Source organism: Bacillus safensis FO-36b, assembly GCF_000691165.1.
GTDB lineage: Bacteria > Bacillota > Bacilli > Bacillales > Bacillaceae > Bacillus > Bacillus safensis.
Genome location: NZ_ASJD01000003.1, coordinates 298,674 through 322,420, shown reverse-complemented (window position 1 = coordinate 322,420; position 23,747 = coordinate 298,674). Strand labels below are relative to the sequence as shown.

Below are 23,747 nucleotides of genomic sequence, written 5' to 3'. Positions count from 1 at the left end.
AAAGATGATGGAAAACAGAGTGAAATCCCCCTGAATAACGAGGGGGATTTTATTGGTTCATATGATGTTTCTGCAATTTAGCAAGTGCTTCCTGTGCAGCGTGCTGTTCTGCTTCTTTTTTAGAGCGTCCATTTCCAATTCCGAGCACTTCACCTCGAAGGGATACATTTGCTTCAAATTCCCGGTTATGTGCAGGCCCTTTTTCATGCAGGATACGGTATTCGAGCACACCTTTTCCATCGCGCTGTACAAATTCTTGCAGCTGGCTTTTAAAGTCCATGACGTGCGAGAATGCTCCATCGTTAATTTTCGGATAGACGTACGCTTCTAGGAAACGTTCAACCGGCTCAAGCCCCTGATCTAAATAAAGTGCACCGATAAACGCCTCGAATACGTCCGCTAAGAGTGCTGGGCGTTTTCTGCCGCCTGTCATTTCTTCGCCTTTTCCTAAAAGAACAAGGTCTCCGAAGGACAGCTCATGTGCTAGTGATACAAGTGACGGTTCACATACGATCGCCGCTCTTAGTTTCGTTAAATCTCCCTCGCTCATCGCTGGATATTTTGCAAATAAAAATTGAGAGATGGTCAATTCTAAAACAGCATCTCCTAAAAATTCAAGTCTTTCATTATCCTCGTATGGCTTTTTCCGGTGTTCATTCACATAAGAGGAATGGGTAAAGGCTTGATATAGAAGCTTTTCATTTTTAAATTGTACAGAAATGCGCTGCTGGAATTCTCTAAATTGCTCTAGTTTTTTGCTCTGTTTCTGTTTGTCTTTATATTGTTTTGGCATAGCAACCTCCAGGTAGGCGTAATCGCCTTTAAGGATACTGAATATATGGAGTCTCTCTTTCTACATGCAGGGAAACATTGCTCCCAGCATCTGAAAAAGGCTGACAATTGATCAGCTGAATGTGTTGAAACTAACATAAATTTTCAAAGTCCCGTCAAAAGTAGACGGGACTTTGTTACACTTATTGCTGGTTATTTATGTAGTTCACAGCGTCACCGACTGTTGCAATTTTTTCAGCATCTTCGTCAGAAATTTCCATATCGAACTCATCTTCAAGTTCCATAACTAGCTCAACTACATCAAGGGAATCAGCGCCTAAATCTTCTTTAAATGAAGCTTCCATTTTCACGTCAGCCTCATCAACGCCAAGGCGGTCTACAATAATTTTTGATACACGCTCTAATACGTCTGCCATTGCCTTTCACCTCCCCTCAAAGTATTATAGTTGAATTGTTTTTAAAAAACTAGAGAAAACCTAATGAAATTTTGATATTTCTTAGGACATGACCATTCCGCCATCTACTTGGATGGTTTGGCCTGTAATATAACCTGCTCCTTCTGAAGCTAAAAAGACAACGACGTTGCTAATATCTTCAGGTGCACCAAAGCGTGCGAGCGGAATTTGCTTGAGCATTTCCGTCTGTACATTTTCATCAAGCTTGTCTGTCATATCTGTTGAAATAAAGCCTGGTGCTACTGCATTAACTGTAATGTGACGAGTTGCCAGCTCTTTTGCTGTTGTTTTCGTTAATCCGATGACGCCAGCTTTTGCTGCAACATAGTTTGCTTGTCCAGGGTTTCCACACACACCAACGACTGAAGCCAAATTGATGATTCTTCCGCTTCTTTGCTTCATCATTTGACGTGTCACAGCTTTTGTACAGTTAAAAACACCTTTTAAGTTTATGTTAATGACATCATCCCATTCATTCTCTTTCATTCTCATGAGCAGGTTGTCCTTTGTGATCCCTGCATTATTCACAAGAATGTCAATTGAACCAAAGGTATCAATCGCTTGTTTCATCATGGCTTGTACTTCTTCAGCATTTGAGACATCAGCTTTCACAGCAAATGCCTGCTGGCCGAGTGCTTTGATTTCATCTACGACTTCATTTGCTTTTGCTTCGTTTCCAGAATAGTTCACGACAACATTTGCACCACTTTTCGCTAAATCAATCGCGATGGATCGGCCAATCCCGCGTGATGCTCCTGTTACAACGGCTGTTTTATTTGTAAGCATCAAGAATCCCCCTTCAATGTTTGAATGGCTGCTTCAATTGTTTCTTGATCTGAAACGGAAATCGTCGTCAGGCGGCGATTCACTTTTTTCACAAGACCTGAAAGCACTTTGCCAGGACCAATTTCAATAAATGTTGTGACGCCTAAATCAATAAGGCGATCCACACTTTCTTCAAAACGAACAGGAGAATACAGTTGTTCAATCAGTTTTGTCTCAATTTCATCTCGGGAAGTCACGATGTCTGCTGTTACATTTGAGATGACCGGTGTTTTCGCATCCGCAACATCCAGCTTTGACAAAACATCCGTAAATTTTTCAGCGGCTGGTTTCATTAATGCAGAATGGAAAGGTCCGCTCACTTCAAGGGCAATTGCACGTTTTGCGCCTTTTTCTTTCGCTTTCTCTGAAGCAAGTTCTACCCCTTTTGCTGTACCAGAGATCACGATTTGACCAGGACAGTTTAAGTTAGCGAGTTCTACAAGATGACCGCTTTCTGTCACTTCTTTTGTCACTTCTAAAAGTGCCGCTTTGTCTAAGCCGAGAATCGCCGCCATGGCGCCTTCTCCTGCTGGGACAGCTTCATTCATTAACTCTCCGCGCTTTCTGACTGCATAAACAGCATCTTTAAACGAAAGTGCGCCTGTTGCAACGAGGGCAGTGTATTCACCAAGACTGTGTCCTGCTGCATAATCTGCTTTGATTCCGCTCTCTTCAAATTTCTTTAAGATGGCGATGCTTGTCGTTAAAAGAGCTGGCTGCGCGTTAAAGGTGAGCGTCAGTTCTTCTGCATCCCCTTCAAAAATCATAGAAGATAAGTCAAACCCGAGGGTCTTGTCTGCTTCTTCAAAAACAGCTTTAGATACTGCTTCTTGGTCAAATAAATCTTTTCCCATGCCAATTTTTTGAGAGCCTTGGCCAGGGAATAAAAATGCAATTTTAGTCATGCTGCTTTACCTCCATTAAGACTCATTCGTCGTTTCTTTTTGGACTTCTTGATGAATGATGGCTGAAACGTCTTTTTCTACGATATCACGCGCCTGACGAATTGCATGGAAAATGGCATTTTCATCAGAGGAGCCATGCGCTTTAATGACAGGTGCCTTTAAACCAAATAATGCGGCACCGCCATATTCGGAGTAATCCATTTTAGATTTCATCTGCATTAATTTCGGCTTCATCATGCCTGCTGCTATTTTTGCTGTAAAACTGGATGTTAATGTTTCTTTCAGCATTTTAAATACAGAAAGGGCTGTGCCTTCAATTGTTTTAAGCGCAATATTTCCTGTGAAACCATCTGTGACAACAACGTCAGCAACACCTTCTAATAAGTCACGAGACTCTACATTTCCTACGAAATTCAAGTCTGATGCTTTTAATAATTCAAAGGTTTTTTTCGTTAAATCGTTGCCTTTTTTATCTTCTGTTCCTACATTTAACAGTCCAACACGCGGATTGCTCTTTGGGAAGACACGCTCTGCGTAGATTGATCCCATCATGGCATATTGCACGAGATGTTCTGGTTTAGCATCAACGTTGGCACCAACATCTAGTAATAAGAAGCCGCTGCCATCCAGTGTTGGCAAAGTTGGGGCAAGTGCCGGTCTGTCAATACCGTCGATTCTGCCTACGATAAACAGTCCAGCTGTCATTAGGGCTCCAGTATTTCCTGCTGAGATGCAGGCATCTGCTCGTCCCTCGGATACTTCCTGCGCCATTTTCACCATAGATGAATCCTTTTTACGTCTAACTGCACGCACTGGTTCATCCGTCGGTTCGATGACTTCTTTTGCATCTAAAATCGTGATGCGATCGTTGTTTGTTATGTATGGTTTGATTTTGTTTTCATCGCCGACAAGTGTAATCTCGATATCTGAAAATGCTGTTAAGCTTTTTTGCACACCGTCAATAATGGCTTTAGGGGCATGATCTCCCCCCATTGCATCGACTGCAATTCTCATATTACGTGCCACCTTTTACTTTTGTTTTGAGCGATACATGACGAAGTCACCTGAGAAGACAACTTCCTCACCAACATAGCTGTTTACTTCAACTACGGTTCTTCCTTTTTCTTTATCATGTGAGGCTACTTTGGCTTTAGAGACAACTCTTTCGCCTTGTTTAACCTGCCTTGTAAACCTGATATTCGCTTTTGCTGTCAAAGCCAGTTCATCGTCGATGACGGCAACTGCCAGCGAATTTGCCTGGGCGAAGAGATGATGTCCCCTGGCAATTTGGTTTCGGCTGAATACATGCTCTTTTCTCACTTCTAAAATGGAAATGGCTTGGTCATCAAGCTCTACATCAATCATTTCTCCAATCACTTCATCCAGTGGAAGTGACTTCACTTCATCCTCTAATGTCTTTTCGGCCACATACTTAATTCTTTCGCGTAATTCAGGGATCGACAGCTCTAAACGATCAAGACGAACCGTTTGTATGCTGACACCGAATTTACTTGCCAATTCTTCATCAGTAATGAATGGAGTCGAGCTGATCGTTTGCTGGAGAAGCTTTTGACGTTCTTTTTTATTTAGTTTCATATGCAGACACCATCCGTACATTTATGACTAGGTACTAATAGTAGTATATAATCTCATAGATGATAAATCAATCCTTGTTTCAAAAAGACAAGAAAATTCCTCCAGCGTTTGATCAGCTTAATTTATCTCCGCCCAGCACACCGCTGTCTATCAGCGTTTGCCGGAGTTCTTTGTATTCGGGATCAGTCCAAAAAGCGTCCGATTGGACAAGGTCTGCCGCATCTTTTCTAGCCGTTTCCAGCGCTCTATAGTCATGGACCATATCTGCTACTTTAAATTCAGGCATCCCGCTTTGTTTTTTACCAAAGAAATCGCCGGGTCCTCTTAGTTCTAAGTCCTTTTCAGACAGTTCAAAGCCATCGGTTGTTTCGGACATGATCCGCATCCGCTCTTTTCCTGTTTCGGATTTTGGATCAGCCATTAAAATACAAAATGATTGATGCTCTCCTCGTCCGACCCGGCCTCTTAGCTGATGAAGCTGAGACAGTCCAAAGCGGTCTGCATCATAAATGACCATGATGGTTGCATTCGGCACATTGACCCCGACTTCAACGACTGTGGTTGAAACGAGAATTTGCACTTCATTTGCGGTAAAGGCTCTCATGACCTGATCTTTTTCATCACTCGCCAGCTTCCCATGCATTAAGCCGATCGACCACTTGCCGCGGTATGCCTCAGTGAGCATGCTATGGACATCAAGCGCATTTTGGACATCCAGCTTGTCTGATTCTTCAATGAGCGGACAAATTATATATGCCTGTCTTCCTTTTCTCAGCTCTTTATCCACAAAAGCAAGAATTCTCTCAAGCATGTCATGCTTCACCCAATACGTTTCGATTTGTTTTCTGCCCGCTGGCAATTCATCAATGACGGAGACATCCATTTCTCCAAAGACAGTGATCGCAAGTGTTCGCGGAATAGGTGTGGCAGTCATAAACAAGACATCTGGGTCCTGCCCCTTGCTTCTTAGTTTTTTCCGCTGCTCTACGCCAAACCGGTGCTGCTCATCTGTGATGACAAGACCGAGCTGCTGAAATTCGACTTCGTCTTGAATGAGTGCGTGCGTGCCGACTAATATGTCAATCTCGCCTTCTTTTAAACGTTCAAGCAATTCTCTGCGTCGCTTTCCTTTCACAGAGCTCGTCAAAAGGGCGATATTCAGCCCCCATTTTTCAAACAGCTGGTAAAGGGAATCAGCATGCTGTTCTGCCAAAATTTCTGTTGGGACCATTAATGCACCTTGAAAGCCTGATAAATGAGCGGCATAAAGCGCAATGGCTGCAACAGCTGTTTTCCCTGAACCTACATCTCCTTGGAGCAGCCGGTTCATTCGATATGGAGACGCCATGTCCGACATGATTTCATCAAGCACTCTTGATTGTGCCTTCGTCAGCGGAAATGGCAGGCTGTCAACAAACTCAAAAACTGCCTCTTTGGAAAACGGATGCTGGATGCCTGATGTTTTTTCTCGTTCTTTCTTTCTAATCGCCTGCATCTTCAGCTGAAAGATGAGAAATTCCTCGTACACAAAACGGCGTCTTGCTTGCTTGAGCGAGTCTCTTGTTTCTGGGAGATGAATGGTTTTTAATGCTTCCTGATAGGACATGAGTTTATAGGCAGAGACAAGCTGCGTTGGCAATGGATCTTCAGCTTTGTCTGCATAAAGTGATAAGGCTTGCTTCACAAAGCGTCTCATCATTTTCACGGTCACATTTTCTTTTACTGAATAAACGGGCTCAATACTGCCATCTTGCTCGTGCGTCCCTTTTTTAAATTCCTGCACCATAATAGATTGACGGTTTTTATCCCATTTGCCAGTGACGGATACCGTATCACCTAACACAAGGCTTCGTTTTAAATAAGGGCGATTGAAGCAAATTGCTGTGATGAGAAAACGCCCGACAAGCAGCCTGAATGTCAGCCTGCTTCGTTTTTTGCCATAGTAGGTGAGAACGGGCTCACTATGTACTTTCCCTTCAACTGTGACACGTTCGTCATGCCTTACTTCTTCTAAGTTACGAAGCTCATAGTCGTCATATCGATAAGGAAAGTAGCCGAGTAAATCGGCTACTGTGTAGATTCCAAGTTCATTGAGTGTTTTTTCGGTTTCCTCTCCAATCCCCTTCAGGACAGAGACACTATCTTGCAGTTTCTGTATCACGAGATGAGGTCACACCTCCGAAAATCTTCTTTTCAAGCTCTCTTGCTGTCGGTGTCGCAGCGAGTCCGCCTTGTGCTGTTTCGCGAAGAGCCGTTGGCATCGTTTGACCGATTTTGTACATCGCATCAATGACTTCATCACATGGAATGCGGCTTGTGATGCCGGCAAGAGCCATGTCTGCTGCGATCATAGCGTTAGATGCACCCATTGCATTTCGTTTCACGCACGGTACCTCGACAAGTCCCGCTACTGGATCACAAACAAGTCCAAGCATATTTTTCAGTGTAATCGCCATCGCTTCTGCAGATTGCTGCGGTGTCCCGCCTGCCATTTCGACAATAGCTGCTGCCGCCATACCTGATGCAGAACCTACCTCTGCCTGACAGCCGCCTGCTGCACCGGAAATGCTGGCGTTATTCGCCACAACAAAACCAAATGCGCCAGAAGTAAATAGGAATCTGACCATTTGTTCCTTTGTTGGCTTTAATGTTTCTTTTACTGCAAATAACGTACCTGGTACAACACCTGCTGAGCCTGCTGTAGGCGTGGCACAAATGGTTCCCATTGCGGCATTGACTTCATTTGTTGCAACTGCTTTACTGACAGCATCTAATATCGTATGACCAGACAGTGTTTTGCCTGATGCGATATAGGCTTGAAGTTTGACTGCATCTCCGCCTGTTAAGCCTGATAATGATTTCACACCCTTCAGCCCGTTTTCAACGGCCTGCTCCATCACTTCTAGGTTGCGGTACATCTGGGAGAAAATTTCCTTACGTGACTTCCCTGTCACTTCCATTTCTTGCACAATCATAATTTCTGAAATGGAGGTATTCCGTTCTTCTGTTAGCTGCACGAGTTCTTTGACGTTTTTAAACATCATTCATAACCTCCTTGTTGTTACTCTGCAATTTGTGTGACTTGAATAATGTTTGGCAGCGTTTCTAGCTCTGATAGGACAGCTGGGTCAATATTTTGATCTACTTCAATGGTCATCAGTGCCTCTTGCCCGACATCTTTACGCGCCACTTCCATATGACCGATGTTGATGGCGAATTTCGCTAAGACATTGGCAACTGCCGCAATCGTCCCGTAGCGATCGTTATGAACCACAAGAATGGCAGGATGATTCCCTGAGAGTCTGAGCTCAAAGCCATTTAATTCTGTGATTTCAATTTTACCTCCGCCGATGGAAATCCCGATTAGTTCAAGGCTTCCGTTCGCATCTGAAATCTCTACTTTTGCTGTATTCGGATGCGCCGGCACCGCCTCTTCTTCTTTAAATTCAATGTCAATCTCTTTGCTTTTTGCAATATCAATCGCTGTTTTGATTCGTTCATCAAATGTATCAAAGTCAAGAACACCGCCGATAATGGCGACATCTGTACCGTGTCCTTTATACGTATCTTTAAAAGAACCATAAAATGAAACGACAATTCGTTTCGGTTCTCTTCCAAATAAGCTGCGGGCTACTCTCCCTATACGAGCCGCACCCGCTGTGTGCGAACTTGATGGCCCAATCATGACAGGTCCAATAATATCAAACACACTTCTAAATTTCATAGGTCTTCCCCTCTCATCACCACTCGCGTATGGTTTGGTTCTTTCTTTAGACTAATGGATTCATTCGTTTCCCGCAACTCATTTCACCGTTGAATGGCTAGTAAAAAATTGCAAAAGAAGAAGAAGGGCTTTATTTGCCCTTCTTTCGTTATTCAACCGCTAAAATATATGAATAAAGCGGCTGTTTTCCATCGTGGACTTCAACTTCTACATCTTCAAATGTTTCTTCAATAAAGGCTTGTAACGCATCCAGCTCATCAGATGATGCATCTTCCCCTTTAATGATGGTGACAATCTCATCATCTTCTGTCACCATTTTGGTTAGAAGTTCTTTTGCTGCATCTAATTGATTTTTCGCTGTTAACGTGATTTTCCCGTTGAACAGACCCATATAGTCACCTTTCGCAATGTCGATTCCATCAATTTGAGTATCTCTTACTGCAAAGGTAATTTGCCCGCTTTTCACATGGTCAATCGCTTCTAGCATCGCTCTTTCATTGTCTTCATTTGAAGCTGCTTCATTGAGAGAAAGAAGTGCCGACATTCCTTGAGGAACGGTCTTCGTCGGAATGACAACGACCTCACGGTTTGAGACAGTTGCCGCCTGTTTAGCTGCCATGACAATATTAGAATTATTAGGTAAGATAAAGACGGTTTCGGCATGTACGCTTTCTATTGCTGTGACAATGTCTTCTGTGCTCGGATTCATCGTCTGCCCGCCTTCAATGACGACGGAAGCTCCGATGCTTTTGAACAAGTCAGCAATTCCTTCTCCCATTGCGACACTGACCACACCAAAGCGCTGTTTTTCAGCAGCAGGTGCTTTTGGTGCAGCAGGCACATGTTCTCTTTCTTCGTTCACGATTGAGCTATGCTGCTCTCTCATGTTTTCAATTTTCATATTAATCAAGCTGCCGTAGCGCTGTGCATATGATAAAACATCTCCTGGCTGCTCGGCATGAATATGAACTTTCGCCAGTGTATCGTCAGACACCACAAGAAGTGAATCTCCGAATTCACTTAAGTCTTCTCTGAAGGCATTCTCATCAAAGGACTGTTTGTCTTCTTCAAATTTCACCATAAATTCAGTACAGTAGCCAAATTCGATATCTTCTGTGTTCATATGGCTTTGTGCACTTTTATGATGCTCTGCACTAACGAGTTCTTTTAGCGTAGGTAAAGAAGCCGATTTAGGAGGAAGCTCTTCACCTCTTAATGAAGCAAGGAAACCTTCATATACGCATAGAAGTCCTTTACCTCCACTATCGACAACACCCACTTCTTTTAAGACAGGAAGCAGATCTGGCGTTCGATCAAGTGAAGCTCTTGCTTCCTCAATCGTTAACTCTAGAACGCGGTCAATTTGATCCTCTGCTGCCGAAACAGCAACCGCTTTCTTTGCTGCATCCTTTGCAACTGTTAAGATCGTTCCTTCAATCGGTTTCATCACGGCTTTATATGCTGTATCAACACCCGCCTGTAAGGCAAGAGCAAATTCTTTTGCATCAATCGTTTCTTTTTGTTCAATATGTTTACTGAAACCTCTAAAGAGCTGTGACAGGATCACGCCAGAGTTTCCTCTTGCGCCCATCAATAACCCTTTTGACAGGGCCACGCCGACCTTCCCAATATGATCGGTGTTTGTTTCTTCAACTGCTTTTGCCCCTGAAGTCATCGACAAATTCATATTTGTCCCCGTGTCTCCATCTGGCACTGGAAAAACATTTAACGCATCCACAATTTGTGCGTTTTGAGAAAGATGGTGAGCACCTGCAAGAATCATTTTTGCAAATGAGCGGCCATCAAGATTTCTAATAGACAATATATTTCCTCCTTACTACGGGTTCGTAACTTTTACTCCTTGTACATAAATGTTGACCGAGTCAACAGAAAGTCCAATTGTGTGATGAATCGTGTATTTGACTTTCGTTTGAACATTATGTGCGACTTCTGATATTTTTGTACCGTAGCTGACGATGATGTACATATCAATATGAATGCGGTCTTCTTTCTGACGCACAAGAACACCCCGGCTGAAGTTCTCTTTGCGGAGAATATCCGTCAAGCCGTCCTTAATTTGGTTTTTGGACGCCATGCCAACAATACCATAGCAATCGATCGCAGCGCCTCCTGCCACCATTGCAATGACTTCATTTGATATATCAATTTGTCCGTATTTCGTTCTAAGTTCAATGGACACATTGGTTCCCCCTTTTTGAGAAATTGCCCTGAGTTATCACTATTTTACTATAAGACCCTTCTTTTTAAAAGAAATCATTCAATCCGACCCAATCCTACTTATACTATAGCCTCGATTTTTTATCAAGATGTCAAGGTATTTTTCTTGAAAGAGGAGTAAACAATCCTTGCAAACCCCTTGAAGCTGTGGTAAATTATTAAAGTATCTTGAGGCATCTCTAAGTACGTATATGAAGAATATGATGATGTTTTCGCAGTTAGGAGGGAAACAAATGGCACGTAAATGCGTTATTACAGGCAGAAAAACAAAAGCTGGGAACAACCGTTCTCACGCAATGAACTCTACAAAACGTACATGGGGCGCGAACCTTCAAAAAGTTCGTATTCTAGTGGACGGTAAGCCTAAAAGAGTATATGTATCAGCTCGAGCTTTGAAATCTGGTAAAGTTGAGCGTGTATAAGCAAGAAGAGTAAACGCCTGCTACAATAAACTGTAGCAGGCGTTTTTATGTGGAAATAAAGGAGATTACTCATTAATCTTTTTTAAATGAACCAAGCATCGCACGGACAATGCCGCCAAGAAATCTAGGCAGTTTGATTGTATAAAATTTCATTTTGTCCCCCTCCTAAAAGTACCGCTTGCAGCACAATTGAGCTTAATCAGCCATCCACATTGATAGGTTGGTCAATCTTTGCTTCTTACCATTATTAATATGCCTTCATGAAAAGAAAAAGTACCATTTGAGTGGATGAGTTCGTTACTAATACATAGTGTGGAACCAGGCTCAATATGACAATTTTTCAGAGGATATTTGAAACCTTTTAATGTCAGCTTTTCAACCGATGTACCAAAGGGCAGAAACGACACATATTTTTTATCAGGGTCTTCTTTTATTTCGTATGTACCAGGACCAAACATTTGAATGATATTTTGCTTATCTACAAGAGTGATGTTCTGCTTGTGCTGAATGCCTTGATATAGAAGGTGAATATTTCCTAGAAAGTGATCAGCCCTTCCTCCTGTAATGCCGTAAATGTGAATATGCGCAGGGTGCTGGCGCATGGCCCAGTTCAGCGCAAGCTCTAAATCGGTTTCATCTTTTTCAGCCTGAAATACATTCAAGGCAGGCAATTTCTTTTTCAGCTCGCAAAGCTCTTCTTCTGTCACACTGTCAAAATCACCAAAAGCCTTGGCAGGCATGATGCCGTGCTCTAGTAAAAAGAGCGTCCCCCGGTCTACACCGACCCAGAGAATATCGTCCTGTGATGCTTCATGTTCAAGGGGCGGGATGTAATCAAAAGGACCGCCGGCTACGATATGTATGTGCATGATATACGCTCCTCTCCATGTAAAAAGAACCAAAGATCAGAGTGACTTTGGTTCCTTTTTTTACGCTTCTCGAATGGCCTGAATGGCTGCTGCACGGTTGTTTTTACCGTATATCGCTGAGCCGGCCACAAGTAAGTTAGCGCCCGCCTCTTTACAGCTCTTTGCAGTCTCTACATTGACACCGCCGTCTATTTCTATGAGTAAGTCTGATAAGCCCTTTTGTTCGCTAAGGGACTTCACTTCTTTTACCTTCGTGAGGACAGATGGAATAAACGCCTGTCCGCCAAAACCAGGATTCACCGTCATGAATAAGATAAGGTCTACATCCTCTAATACATGCTCAATCTGAGAAACAGGTGTGTGCGGGTTCAAGACGATGCCTGCTTTTACGCCTTGTTCTTTTATGTGCTGTATCGTTCTGTGCAAGTGCGGACAAGCTTCTACATGGACCGAAATAATGTCAGCACCTGCTTTAGCGAATGCAGGAATATACCGGTCTGGCTGCACAATCATTAAGTGAACATCGAGCGGCAGCTTTGTATGCGGTCTGATTGCTTCCACAACATTCGGCCCAAATGTAATATTCGGTACAAAATGGCCGTCCATCACGTCGATATGAATGTAATCCGCTCCGCCTTGTTCCACATCACGGATATCTTTCTCCAAATTGGCGAAATCTGCTGATAAAATGGAAGGGGCAATATAAACCATGAGTTAGTACCTCGGCTTTCTGTCTTTGATTTCAGTTAAAAACTCTAAATAATGCTGATAGCGATACGCTCTGATTTGCTCTTGTTCGACCGCGCCTTTTACCGCACAGCCAGGCTCTTTCACGTGCAGACAGCCTCTAAACTTACAATCTGCACTCCGCTCTTTAATTTCTAAAAAGTAAAGGCATAAATCTTCCGCTTCGATGCCGGTAAATTCGAGCGAGCTAAAGCCAGGTGTATCTGCAATGAGCCCTTCTGCTGTACGAATGAGTTCGACATGTCTTGTCGTATGCTTCCCCCTTCCAAGATGAGAGGAAATATCATTGGTTTTCAGCGCCAAATCAGGACTCATCGCATTTAAAAGAGAGGACTTACCTACACCAGACTGACCGGCAAATACAGTGATTTTATTGTGAAAATGCGGGGTCAGCTTTTCAATTCCGTCTCCCTCGATCGTGGATGTTACATGAACATCATACCCAATTTGCCGATAGTCCTCTGCATAGCCTTGAATACTTTCACGCTCTTCATCTGTTTTCAATAAGTCCATTTTTGTGATACAGATAATCGGCTTAATATCATTTGCTTCCACCAGCACTAGAAATCTGTCTAAAAGCGATGTGCTAAAGGTCGGTTCTGTCGCAGAGAAAACGAGCACCGCTTGATCGACGTTACTAATAGGCGGACGAACAAGTTCGTTTGTCCGCTCTTTTACTTCTAATAAGTAGCCTTCTTTATCGTTGTCCGCTTGATATACAACATAATCTCCAACAAGAGGTGTGATTTTGTTTTTCCGAAAAATGCCTCTCGCTCTGCACTGAATCACTTTTCCACTTTCTAGAGACTCATCGAGCACATAATAAAATCCGCTTAATGCTTTAATAATTTTGCCCTCAGGCATAAAGTCCCTCCTTTATTCATCGTCAGGGTATTCGATTGTTTTAGAGCTTACGACCTTATCATCAACTGTCACTTGATAGTATCCTTTTTGACCTGGTTCAATCTTAAATTTAATGGTCCGTTCAGTTGGTGCAGTGATGTTAAAGGTTTCATATGAATCAGAAATGCTATGCTCAGCATCGTCAATGGAAATCTGAACGGTCATCTCTTGCCCTTCAGTTACTGGCTCATACGGGATGGCAATCTTTTCAGTTACCGTTTTAGCCGGTTTTTTCTTCGGTCCAAGTGAGAAGGTGATTTTAACCGTATCACCTGGTTTCACAGCAGTACCAGCTCCTGGTTCCTGCTTCATCACCTCACCTTTTGGCACATCATCAGAATACGCTTCTTTTTCATCAAGCTTTAATCCGTTATCCTCTAAATAATTCGATGCAGCCTGTTTACTATATGTCGTTAAATCCCGCAATGTAATATCGGCAGGACCTATGCTGACCGTCAACGTCACTTCTTCATCTGCTGCCACAAGCTCAGTACTCGCTGAAGGTTTCTGTTCCATGACAATCCCAGATTCGGTGTCATTATCATTTACTTCCTCCACAACAACATGCTTAAACCCTTTTTTCTCTAATAATTCTTTTGCTTTATCAACCTTTTCACCTGTTACATCAGGTAATTCGGTCTTTTCTTTGCCAGTACTTTGGTAAAGCTGAATCTCGGTTCCTTCTTTTACCTTTGTGCCGATTTTCGGGTCTGTTTTGACGACAAGCCCTTTTTCAATTTTTTCATCAGCGATCTCAATTGGTTCAGAGGCGACGGTAAAGCCGGCTTTCTTCAAGGTGTCCTCTGCTTTTTCAATCGTCATGCCAGATACATCAGAGACCTCAACATCTTTTGGAAAGAGCAGTCCGGGAAACACAGTGATAGCTAAAATGGTCGCAGCAGTTAGAATAAACAGGATGGATGCCACAACCCAAGGCCATTTTTTTCGTTTCTTTTTCGGCTTTTGTTTCTCTTTTTTCTTCGGTTTTTGCACCGGATGGACAGCTGTTTTTTCATTGTCTTGATCGACTTGATGATCTTGAATGATTGGGATCGCTTTCGTTGCTTCATGATCCTCTTCAATGACAAAGCGTTTTTCTTTTAGTCTTGAAGGGTCGAAAGCAGTTTGCAGATCTTTTTGCATTTCAGATGCATCTTCATATCGATAAAATGGATCTTTGGCCATTGCCTTTAAAATGATGTTTTCCACGCTTTGTGGAACAGAAGGATTCCACCTTCTTACAGATGGCGGCTCTGATTGCAAATGCTTCAGCGCAACACTGACAGCTGATTCCCCTTCAAATGGCATGCGTCCAGAAATGAGTTCATAGAGCACAATTCCAAGTGAATAGATGTCTGACTTTTTCGTCGCAAGACCTCCGCGGGCTTGCTCTGGAGACAAATAGTGCACGGATCCTAGAACCGAATTTGTGTGGGTGATGGTCGCTGAGCTGAGTGCAATGGCAATCCCAAAATCAGTGACTTTAATATTCCCCATGTTGTCTATTAATATATTGTGAGGCTTAATGTCCCGGTGGACGAGCTGCTTTGCATGCGCTTCTTCCATTGCCGCAACGACTTGCTCCATAATGCGAACGGCTTCTTTCGGATGAAGCGGGCCATTGGCGTGTATGTATTCTTTCAGCGTCATCCCCTCGACATATTCCATGACAATATAATAAATGTCATCTTCTTCCCCTACATCGTAGATGCTGACAATATTTGAATGATCTAAGCTTGCGGCTGATTGCGCCTCGCGCCGGAAACGTCTAATAAAATCATCATCGCTTGCAAAGTCAAAGCGCAAAATTTTAATCGCAACTTCGCGATCTAAAATCATGTCCTCCGCCAAATAAACGTTTGCCATTCCGCCTCCGCCTATGACGCGAAGAATCTGATAACGGCCGCTGATCCGTTTTCCGATCAACACTTGCTGTCACCCTCCTCTGGCTGGGAGGAGATTTCTAACAATACTGCTGTAATGTTATCTTCACCGCCGTTGTCATTCGCTGTTTGGATTAATGCTGTTACTTTTTCATCTGGTGCGGTCGTTTGCGTTAAAATATGAATCAAATTCTCTTCTTCTACTTTATTGGATAAACCATCTGAGCAAAGCAGGATTTGATCTCCTGGGTCTACTTCAAAAGTATGTGCATCAATTTGAACGTGTTTATCTGTTCCTAAAGCTTTTGTGAGCACGTTTTTTCTTGGATGATATTCTGCATCCTCTTTAGAAATTTCACCTGTTTTCACAAGCTCATTTACAAGTGAATGGTCATCCGTTAGCTGGGTCAGTGCTCCTTCTCTCAGCAAGTAGCAGCGGCTGTCTCCAATATGGGCAATTGTGACCGTTTGCAAATGAACGAGCGCACAAACAATGGTCGTCCCCATTCCTTGGCACTCCTCATTGTTTTTCGCATGTTCATATACTTGATCATTAATGTCACTTATTTTTGAGATTAACCAGCTTTCTTGCTCTGCTGGTTTTGCTGGAATTGAAGATGTTTCTTCCCAGTATTCTTTTAAAGAAGAGACGGCCATCCTGCTGGCGACATCACCAGCAAGATGACCTCCCATTCCATCTGCTACAACAGCTAGAAGGGTGTCTTCTTTTGCTTCAAAAATACCTGCATCATCTTCATTATGCTGACGGACTTTTCCTGTATCGGTTTGAAAGGCTGCCCTTATCAACATTCGTCACCTCGTCTCTTCCTGACGCTCCTTCGCTCTTAGCTGACCGCAAGCAGCATCAATATCATGGCCTTGCTCTCGTCTAATTGTTACGTTTACGCCGCGTTCTTTCAACGTTTTTTCAAATAGGAAGATTTGTTCTCTCGGTGTTCTTACATAATCCCTTTCCGGTACATAGTTCACCGGAATGAGGTTCACGTGGCACTTGATTCCTTTTAATAAGTCTGCAAGCTCTTCTGCATGATGAACTTGATCATTTACTCCGCCAAACAGGCCGTATTCAAAGCTGACACGTCTACCCGTTTTTTGAATGTAGTATTCAATGGCTTCCATTAATTTCGGCAGCTTATATGCCTTATTGATTGGCATCAGACGGCTTCTGATCTCTGTGTTCGGTGCATGCAGAGAGACAGCAAAATTGATTTGCATTTGCTCATCAGCGAATTGATAGATCTTTGGAATGATTCCGCTTGTCGACACTGTAATATGACGCGCACCAATATTTAAGCCGTTGTCATGGTTGATGATTTTAAGGAAAGCAAGCATTTCGTCAAAGTTATCAAACGGTTCGCCAATTCCCATGATGACAACCGAGCTGACTCTCTCATCTGTTTCGTCAAGTGCCTGCTGCACTTTCAATACTTGAGCAACGATTTCTCCTGCTTCAAGATTTCGTTTTAACCCGCCAAGTGTAGATGCACAGAATGTACAGCCAATTCGGCAGCCAACCTGAGTTGTGACACAGACAGAGTTGCCGTATTCGTGGCGCATCAGCACTGTTTCAATCGTATAGCCATCATGTAATTCAAATAAAAACTTGATCGTTCCGTCTTGAGACGTTTGTTTGATCACGGTTTTTAATGTGGTGATCGCAAATTGATTTTTTAATTTTTCTCTTAAATCCTTTGAAAGGTTAGACATATCGTCAAAGGATGTCACACGTTTCTCATAAAGCCACTCGAAAATTTGGGCTGCGCGGAAAGGCTTTTCGCCTTGTTCTTTTAACCATTCTTTCATTTCGTGAAGCTCAAATGAGTAGATCGACGGCATTTCTGTCTTCAGTTCTTTTCTTACTTTTTGTTCTGTCATTTTTTATCCCTTCTTTCTCATGCTGCAAATAAAGAAACCATCTGTTCCGAAATAATGAGGAAGAATTTGTACACTTCCGTTTTGAACAAACGGAGCAACCTGCTCAGGCAGCCGTTCATTAAGAGATAGATCGGGTTCGAAGTCTTGGTGTTCTTGTAAAAACGCATGAATCACTTGTTGATTTTCTGTTGGGTCCATTGTACACGTACTGTATACAAGGGTTCCGCCCGGTTTTAAAAGCGGGGCCGTTTCCTTTAAAATGGCCTGCTGGATAGCTGCAAGCCTTGCTGAGTCTTCTTGTGACTTTGTATATTTCATATCTGGTTTTCGTCTAATGACGCCAAAACCGGAACACGGTGCATCAATGAGAATACGGTCAAACGAAGCTTCGCTGTAATAGTCTGCCGCTTTCCTTGCATCAAGTGCTTTTGCCTCAATGTGAGTAAGGTTCAGACGTTTTGCTGCTTGTTTGATGAGTTTCACTTTATGTTCATGTAAATCAAGAGAAACAATTTTGCCCTCATCGTTCATACGTTCTGCAATATGTGTTGATTTTCCGCCAGGAGCCGCACAGGCGTCAAGCACCGTTTCTCCCGGCTGAGGGTCGAGCGCTCTTGCGACAAGCATCGAGCTTTCATCTTGTATCGTCACATAGCCTTCTTGAAAAGAAGGGGTTGAGACGATGGACCCTTTCATGAGCTTAAGTGCATCTTCAGATAAGTCGCCAAGCTCCGTTTCAATACCTGCATCCATTAGTTTTTGCTGCAGTGCCGTGCGGTCAATTTTCATTCGATTGACACGAAGGGTTTGCTTTGGCGGGACTAAATGAATGCGGCACATGCTTTCTGCCGCTTCAAACCCGTACGCCTGAACCCACTCCTGCACAAGCCATAATGGGTGGCTTGTCTCAATGGACAGCCGCTTTACGGGATCGTTGATCGCATCAAATGACGGAACGCCTTCTCTTTGCACGGAACGAAGAACACCGTTCACAAGTGAAGAAATGCCTTTGTGTCCGCGCTTTTTCGTTAGCTCGACAGCTTCATGAACGGCTGCACGATCTGGTATTTTTTCAAGGTACACCATTTGATAAAGAGACATCCGCAAAAGCTGCATCACCCATGGAGCGACCTTTTGCGGTTTTTTCACAAAGGGCGTCAGCATATAATCTAATGCCAGCTTATTTTGCAGTGTACCATATACAAGCTCTGTTAACAGCGGTTTGTCCTGATCAGCTAAGTCTTTATCTTTCATGACTGACTGCAACAGCAAATTACTGTAAGCCTGGTTTTGTTCGAGTTTGATTAAAGCGTCCAGCGCTACTTCTCTCACATTACTTTTCTTCATTCATTAACCCTAATTTCTGTCCAATTTCGATATTTGCGCCTCTTAAGAAGTCTTCGCCGCTCATTTTTTTCTTACCAGCTGGCTGCACACCTGTTAATAAAAGGCCTTGCTCATTCCCAGTTCCAATGACCGGACCTTCTTTTTGAAGCTCAATCACTTTCCCGGGTTCTTCTTGCGCTTGAAGCGGAACCTTTTTCGCTTCCCATACTTTTAGATGAGCGCCGTTCCATTCAGTATAGGCAACTGGCCAAGGATTTAGCCCGCGAACTTGGTTGTAAAGCTCTTCGCCGGTTTTTGTCCAGTCTAATCTTTCTTGCTCCCGCTTAATATTTGGTGCATATGTGGCCGCTTCTTCATTTTGCGGAATCGGAGAAATAGACCCGCTCAGAACATTTGGCACCGTATCTTTTAGCAGCGCGGCACCTGCAACACTTAATTTGTCATGCAATGTTCCGACATTGTCTAATTCATCGATTTCTACTTCTACTTTACTGATCATGTCACCTGCATCAAGTCTTTCCACCATGTACATGATGGTAACGCCTGTTTTCTTTTTGCCTTGAAGGATCGCATAATGGATCGGCGCGCCGCCTCTTAGTTCTGGCAGCAGCGAGGCATGAACATTGATACAGCCAAACTTAGGTTCATCGAGTAATCGCTTTGGTAAAATTTGTCCAAATGCCGCTGTGACGATTAAATCCGGCTGTAATGCAAGCACCTTATCAATTTCTTCATCAAGGCGCACCTTTTCAGGCTGCAACACAGGAATGCCGTGCTTTAAGGCTTCCACTTTTACAGGAGGCGGTGTGAGCACTCGTTTTCTTCCTTTTGGGCGGTCTGGCTGCGTGACAACCCCTACCACTTCGTATCCTTCTGTTATCAGTGTTTGCAGCACAGGTACTGAGAAATCAGGGGTTCCCATAAATACGATACGTGCCATTTTCTTCACCCTTCCATTTCCGCAAGTTCTTTTTCTGTATAAGTCTCAATGATTTTTGACGTAAATAAAATGCCGTCTAAATGATCAATTTCGTGCAATAAAGCTCTTGCTAAAAATCCGTCTGCTTCTATTGTAAATGGTTTGCCTTTCTTATCAAAGGCTTTTACCTTCACATAGTTCGGTCTCTCTACAGTGCCGTATAAAGATGGAAAGCTCAGGCAGCCTTCAATATCTGTCTGGCTTCCTTCTACTTCAAGCACCTCGGGGTTCACTAAGTCAATTCTGCCAGATTCTTCTCCGATATCTACAACAGCGATTCTTTTTGAAATACCGATTTGTGGTGCTGCTAGTCCAACTCCATCTAGCTCAAGCATTGTATCATACATATCATCCAGCAGTTTTTTAAGCTTTTTATCGAATGTACCGACGCGCTCTGTCTTTTGTTCAAGCACTTCTGCCGGATGTATGACTATTGGTTTTACTGCCACTTACAGCCCTCCGTTTTACATCATCATATATGGATTCATATCTATTGAAATCATCAATTGTTTTTGTTCCATTTCCTTTTGATAATGGTCTTGTATTTTCCGTAGTAAACTTGCCAGTTCATTTTCCCTTTTGTATTTTATCACGCATTGATACCGATATCTATCTTTGATCTTAGCGATTGGCGATGCGGCCGGACCAAGGATTCGAGTATTCGGTGCACAGTTCATTTTTAGGAACTGGACAATTTGATCAGTGACATGTGCTGCCTTCGTCACTTCTTCGTGTGACACTGTCACCATTGCCAAAAAGTAATAAGGCGGATAGGACTGGTGGCGTCGATGCAGCATCTCCTGTTCATAAAAGGCTTCGTAGTCATGCTGCTTCGTTAATTCAATACTATAGTGAGAAGGCGTATACGATTGAATAATGACCGAGCCCGCTTTTTCATGGCGCCCTGCTCTGCCGCTGACCTGTGTGAGAAGCTGAAATGTTTTTTCACTTGAACGAAAATCAGGGATGTGAAGGGATGTATCCGCACTGAGAACACCAACAAGTGTGACATCTGGGAAATCCAGCCCCTTTGCAATCATCTGCGTCCCGAGCAAAATGTCCGCTTCTTTATTGCCAAAAGACGTAAGAAGCTTTTCGTGAGCACCTTTACGTGACGTTGTATCCACATCCATTCGGATCACACGCGCCTCAGGCAATACCTTTGTCAGTTCTTCTTCTACTCGCTGCGTGCCAGTTCCAAAATAGCGAATATGCTCACTGTGGCATTCTGGACATTCAGAAGGTACTGGAGCTTCGTGACCACAATAATGGCACTTCAGCCGTTTTTGATAGCGGTGATAGGTGAGAGAAATTTCGCAATGAGGACATTGCTCCACATATCCGCAATCACGGCACATCACAAAGGATGAATAGCCTCTTTTGTTCAGAAATAAAACGGCTTGTTCTTTTCTTTCAAGCACTTCCTTTAACCTGATCATTAATTCTTCTGAGAACATGGAGCGGTTGCCATTTCTTAGTTCTTCTCTCATATCAATTAACGAAACGTGCGGCATCTGCTGCTGGTTGACGCGGTGCTTGAGCGGCAGCAATGTATAGACGCCTTTTTTTGCACGTGCATAGGTTTCAAGTGAAGGTGTTGCACTGCCTAATACGACTGGACATTGATGCCGCACTGCTCGTTCAATGGCGACATCCTTGGCATGATAACGAGGCATTTCTTCTTGTTTATAAGAGGATTCATGCTCTTCATCTATAATAATCATGCCTAAATTTTCAAATGGAGCGAAAACAGCAGATCTTGCGCCAACGACAAGCTTGACTTCCTTGCGATGAATCTTCCGCCATTCATCATATTTTTCTCCTGTCGATAAGCCGCTGTGAAGAACAGCCACATTTGAGCCAAATCGTTCTTTAAATCGCTGCACCATTTGAGGGGTTAACGAAATCTCAGGAACTAAAACGATCGCTTCTTTGCCTTTTTGAAGAACATGATCAATTGTCTGCAAGTAAATCTCCGTTTTGCCGCTTCCTGTCACTCCGTGCAGTAAAAAGGTTGCGTGCTGATCCTCACTGACTGCTTGATGAATATGTTTTGCCGCCTCTCTTTGCTCAGGCGTGAGATCAAGTGATGCAGATGGTGTAAACTCCCGGTCACGGTAAGGATCCCGGTAGACCTCTTCATAGCTTTCTGTTAACAGCCCTTCTTGAATAAAGGTTTTAAGCGTTTGAGAACTCGCGCCTGTTTGCTGCTGCAAGTCTTTCGCTAAAAAGGTTGCCTCTCCCGCTTGAAGCAAGTAGGAAATCAGTGCCTTTTGTTTTACCGCATTTTTCTTTAGCTGCTGCTGCTTTTCTTCAAGTTTTTCTTTCGATACAGCCAGCTGGAGCATGCGGACCTTTTTCTTTCCAGATTTTTGCGAGACATGGTATCTCACCTCTAGATGACCTTTTTGGACATGCTTTTGAATCTGTTTTAATTGTTCAGACGGGATGTCAGCATAAAGAATGCTCTCTCGCTGACCGAAAAGCTCTTTCAATGACTGCGGAAGTTCTTCCTCTGATAGCACCTGTATTTCTTTTTCATACTTTGCCTTCATGGCTGCGGGCAGCATCGATTGAAGTGCCGTAATATGATAGGACAATGTTTTTTCCGTCAGCCAGTGAGAAAGCTCCAGTAGCTCATCTGTCAGAACAGGTGATAAATCAAATAAATCGACTATCTCTTTAATGCTTCCTGTCTTGATGTCTGTTTCCTCTTTGACTTTTGTCACAAACCCTTGAATCTTCCGCGGACCAAAGGGAACGACCACCCTCATTCCCGCTTTGACGAGATCTTTGAATCGATCTGGTACCCGGTAATCAAATGGCCGGTCAATGGCTTTCGTTGTGACATCTACGATGACTTCAGCAATCATGCGCGATCACGCTCTTTTGGAAGCAGCATTATTGCCTCCTTTAAAATTTCAAAAGCGAGGTCTTTTTTGCTCATCATCGGCAGCTCTTTTTTCGTTCCATCTGCTTTGATGATCGCTGCCACATTGGTATCTGTGCCAAAGCCTGCACCTTCTTTAGTGACGTTATTGGCCACAATCATATCTAGATGCTTGGATTCAATTTTCTTTTTCGCATAATATTCTACATCCTGCGTTTCAGCTGCAAATCCGACCAGCACTTGATGCTCTTTTCTTTTCCCCAGCTCTTTTAAAATATCTTTTGTCCGGGTGAATTCAATGTCCAGAGCGCCGGCCTGTTTTTTCATTTTATGAGCATATGTCGTGACAGGGGTGTAATCGGCGACAGCTGCTGATTTAATGACAAGATCAGCTTCCCCGTATACATCTAGCGCAGCATGATACATCTCTTCAGCTGATTCAACGTGCACTACATGTACATGGTCAGGTTCAGTTAAAGAAACAGGTCCAGAAATCAGCGTAACATCTGCACCCATTTGCTGAGCAGCCTCTGCAATCGCATAGCCCATTTTTCCACTAGAACGGTTTGTAAAGAACCGGACAGGATCGATCACTTCACGTGTAGGACCTGCTGTCACCACGACTTTTTTACCTGAGAGCGGTAAGCTTTTTGGCTCTTCAAAAAAGGCCCGGATGTGTTCCACAATTTTTTCAGGCTCTTCTAATCGCCCTTTTCCAATGTACCCGCAGGCTAAATAACCTTCACTCGGCTCAATAAACCGGTAGCCGTCTTCATATAATGTGCGAATGTTCCGTTTCACAGCCGGGTGATCATACATATGCACATTCATCGCTGGTGCGACCCATACAGGCGCTGTAGAAGCAAGCAAAGTCGTCGTGAGCATATCATCTGCAAGTCCAGCGGCCATTTTACCAATCGTATGTGCTGTTGCAGGGGCAACAAGAATGAGATCGGCCCAGTCAGCTACGTCAATATGTGCAATGACTTTTGGATTGTTTTCTTTGAATGTATCTACATATACCTCATGCCGAGACAGTGCTTGGAAGGTAAGCGGAGACACAAACTCACGAGCAGATTCCGTCATAATCACTCTTACATTTGCGCCTGCTTGTACGAGTTTACTAGTAAGTGCTGCTGCTTTATATACGGCGATTCCTCCGCTGACACCGAGCAATATATTTTTTGACTGTAACATTTGTTTGTCCCCCTTAACGGCCTTTTTCACAAATTCGTCTACAATTCAAAAAAGTCAAAACCAATCATAGTTTTGACTT

Annotated in this window: 24 protein-coding genes; 1 reads left to right on the top strand and 23 read right to left on the bottom strand. The window is 43.3% G+C overall.

The features are described 5' to 3' along the window. Window positions 1-49: 49 nt before the first annotated feature. The 11 genes from rnc to BA81_RS09445 all read right to left on the bottom strand — a co-directional run bounded on the left by rnc (window position 50) and on the right by BA81_RS09445 (window position 10,497). On the bottom strand, window positions 50-793 hold the full coding sequence (gene rnc / locus BA81_RS09495; protein WP_034281759.1) for a ribonuclease III: 744 nt from the start codon (window positions 791-793) through the stop codon (window positions 50-52). A gap of 181 nt (window positions 794-974) precedes the next feature. Beyond that, on the bottom strand, window positions 975-1,208 hold the full coding sequence (gene acpP, locus BA81_RS09490; RefSeq protein ID WP_008344853.1) for an acyl carrier protein: 234 nt from the start codon (window positions 1,206-1,208) through the stop codon (window positions 975-977). 81 nt (window positions 1,209-1,289) lie between these two features. Next, the gene (fabG, locus tag BA81_RS09485) at window positions 1,290-2,033 is read right to left on the bottom strand and encodes a 3-oxoacyl-[acyl-carrier-protein] reductase (protein ID WP_024424196.1); all 744 of its coding nucleotides are present in this window, start codon (window positions 2,031-2,033) and stop codon (window positions 1,290-1,292) included. Continuing rightward, window positions 2,033-2,977: an ACP S-malonyltransferase gene (gene fabD / locus BA81_RS09480; RefSeq protein WP_034281758.1), complete on the bottom strand. Its 945-nt coding sequence runs from the start codon at window positions 2,975-2,977 to the stop codon at window positions 2,033-2,035. The genes fabG and fabD overlap by 1 nt, the downstream gene beginning before the upstream one ends. A gap of 15 nt (window positions 2,978-2,992) precedes the next feature. Further along, a complete protein-coding gene (gene plsX, locus BA81_RS09475) occupies window positions 2,993-3,991 on the bottom strand; it encodes a phosphate acyltransferase PlsX (protein ID WP_034281756.1) in 999 nt (332 codons plus the stop codon). A 15-nt stretch (window positions 3,992-4,006) separates the two neighbouring features. Further along, the gene (gene fapR / locus BA81_RS09470) at window positions 4,007-4,573 is read right to left on the bottom strand and encodes a transcription factor FapR (RefSeq protein ID WP_034281755.1); all 567 of its coding nucleotides are present in this window, start codon (window positions 4,571-4,573) and stop codon (window positions 4,007-4,009) included. Window positions 4,574-4,685: 112 nt separating this feature from the next. Then, complete coding sequence (recG, locus tag BA81_RS09465) at window positions 4,686-6,734, bottom strand: ATP-dependent DNA helicase RecG (RefSeq protein ID WP_034281753.1); 2,049 nt, start codon at window positions 6,732-6,734, stop codon at window positions 4,686-4,688. After that, window positions 6,712-7,614 (bottom strand): L-serine ammonia-lyase, iron-sulfur-dependent, subunit alpha, encoded by a 903-nt coding sequence (gene sdaAA / locus BA81_RS09460; protein WP_034281960.1) that lies wholly within the window; start codon window positions 7,612-7,614, stop codon window positions 6,712-6,714. Before sdaAA ends, recG begins: the two co-directional genes overlap by 23 nt. A gap of 20 nt (window positions 7,615-7,634) precedes the next feature. Continuing rightward, complete coding sequence (gene sdaAB / locus BA81_RS09455; RefSeq protein WP_024424201.1) at window positions 7,635-8,297, bottom strand: L-serine ammonia-lyase, iron-sulfur-dependent subunit beta; 663 nt, start codon at window positions 8,295-8,297, stop codon at window positions 7,635-7,637. A 148-nt stretch (window positions 8,298-8,445) separates the two neighbouring features. Further along, window positions 8,446-10,119 (bottom strand): DAK2 domain-containing protein, encoded by a 1,674-nt coding sequence (locus BA81_RS09450; protein ID WP_034281752.1) that lies wholly within the window; start codon window positions 10,117-10,119, stop codon window positions 8,446-8,448. A gap of 15 nt (window positions 10,120-10,134) precedes the next feature. Then, window positions 10,135-10,497, bottom strand: a complete 363-nt coding sequence (locus tag BA81_RS09445; RefSeq protein ID WP_008344871.1) for an Asp23/Gls24 family envelope stress response protein — start codon at window positions 10,495-10,497, stop codon at window positions 10,135-10,137. A gap of 271 nt (window positions 10,498-10,768) precedes the next feature. Between BA81_RS09445 and rpmB the strand changes: the two genes are divergently transcribed. Continuing rightward, a complete protein-coding gene (gene rpmB, locus BA81_RS09440; RefSeq protein ID WP_003212514.1) occupies window positions 10,769-10,957 on the top strand; it encodes a 50S ribosomal protein L28 in 189 nt (62 codons plus the stop codon). Between the two features lie 72 nt (window positions 10,958-11,029). Here the strand turns inward: rpmB and spoVM are convergent, their stop codons facing one another. The 12 genes from spoVM to coaBC form a co-directional block, all read right to left on the bottom strand. Then, window positions 11,030-11,110 carry a stage V sporulation protein SpoVM gene (spoVM, locus tag BA81_RS09435; RefSeq protein WP_008354550.1) on the bottom strand — a complete coding sequence of 27 codons (81 nt, stop codon included), beginning with the start codon at window positions 11,108-11,110 and terminating at the stop codon, window positions 11,030-11,032. Between the two features lie 71 nt (window positions 11,111-11,181). Beyond that, entirely contained in the window at window positions 11,182-11,826 is a 645-nt protein-coding gene (locus BA81_RS09430) for a thiamine diphosphokinase (RefSeq protein WP_034281751.1), read from the bottom strand. Window positions 11,827-11,886: 60 nt separating this feature from the next. Beyond that, window positions 11,887-12,537 (bottom strand): ribulose-phosphate 3-epimerase, encoded by a 651-nt coding sequence (rpe, locus tag BA81_RS09425; RefSeq protein ID WP_034281750.1) that lies wholly within the window; start codon window positions 12,535-12,537, stop codon window positions 11,887-11,889. A gap of 3 nt (window positions 12,538-12,540) precedes the next feature. Beyond that, on the bottom strand, window positions 12,541-13,437 hold the full coding sequence (gene rsgA / locus BA81_RS09420) for a ribosome small subunit-dependent GTPase A (protein ID WP_034281749.1): 897 nt from the start codon (window positions 13,435-13,437) through the stop codon (window positions 12,541-12,543). 12 nt (window positions 13,438-13,449) lie between these two features. Then, entirely contained in the window at window positions 13,450-15,405 is a 1,956-nt protein-coding gene (gene pknB / locus BA81_RS09415; protein WP_034281748.1) for a Stk1 family PASTA domain-containing Ser/Thr kinase, read from the bottom strand. Continuing rightward, window positions 15,399-16,169: a Stp1/IreP family PP2C-type Ser/Thr phosphatase gene (locus BA81_RS09410; RefSeq protein ID WP_034281746.1), complete on the bottom strand. Its 771-nt coding sequence runs from the start codon at window positions 16,167-16,169 to the stop codon at window positions 15,399-15,401. Before BA81_RS09410 ends, pknB begins: the two co-directional genes overlap by 7 nt. 3 nt (window positions 16,170-16,172) lie before the next feature. Beyond that, entirely contained in the window at window positions 16,173-17,255 is a 1,083-nt protein-coding gene (rlmN, locus tag BA81_RS09405) for a dual-specificity RNA methyltransferase RlmN (RefSeq protein WP_024424208.1), read from the bottom strand. A 3-nt stretch (window positions 17,256-17,258) separates the two neighbouring features. Next, a complete protein-coding gene (rsmB, locus tag BA81_RS09400; protein ID WP_034281745.1) occupies window positions 17,259-18,602 on the bottom strand; it encodes a 16S rRNA (cytosine(967)-C(5))-methyltransferase RsmB in 1,344 nt (447 codons plus the stop codon). Continuing rightward, the gene (fmt, locus tag BA81_RS09395) at window positions 18,589-19,542 is read right to left on the bottom strand and encodes a methionyl-tRNA formyltransferase (RefSeq protein WP_034281743.1); all 954 of its coding nucleotides are present in this window, start codon (window positions 19,540-19,542) and stop codon (window positions 18,589-18,591) included. Before fmt ends, rsmB begins: the two co-directional genes overlap by 14 nt. Before the next feature lie 5 nt (window positions 19,543-19,547). Further along, window positions 19,548-20,030, bottom strand: a complete 483-nt coding sequence (def, locus tag BA81_RS09390; protein WP_034281741.1) for a peptide deformylase — start codon at window positions 20,028-20,030, stop codon at window positions 19,548-19,550. 15 nt (window positions 20,031-20,045) lie between these two features. After that, a complete protein-coding gene (priA, locus tag BA81_RS09385; protein ID WP_034281740.1) occupies window positions 20,046-22,454 on the bottom strand; it encodes a primosomal protein N' in 2,409 nt (802 codons plus the stop codon). After that, on the bottom strand, window positions 22,451-23,668 hold the full coding sequence (coaBC, locus tag BA81_RS09380) for a bifunctional phosphopantothenoylcysteine decarboxylase/phosphopantothenate--cysteine ligase CoaBC (protein ID WP_034281738.1): 1,218 nt from the start codon (window positions 23,666-23,668) through the stop codon (window positions 22,451-22,453). The genes priA and coaBC overlap by 4 nt, the downstream gene beginning before the upstream one ends. Window positions 23,669-23,747 lie beyond the last annotated feature (79 nt).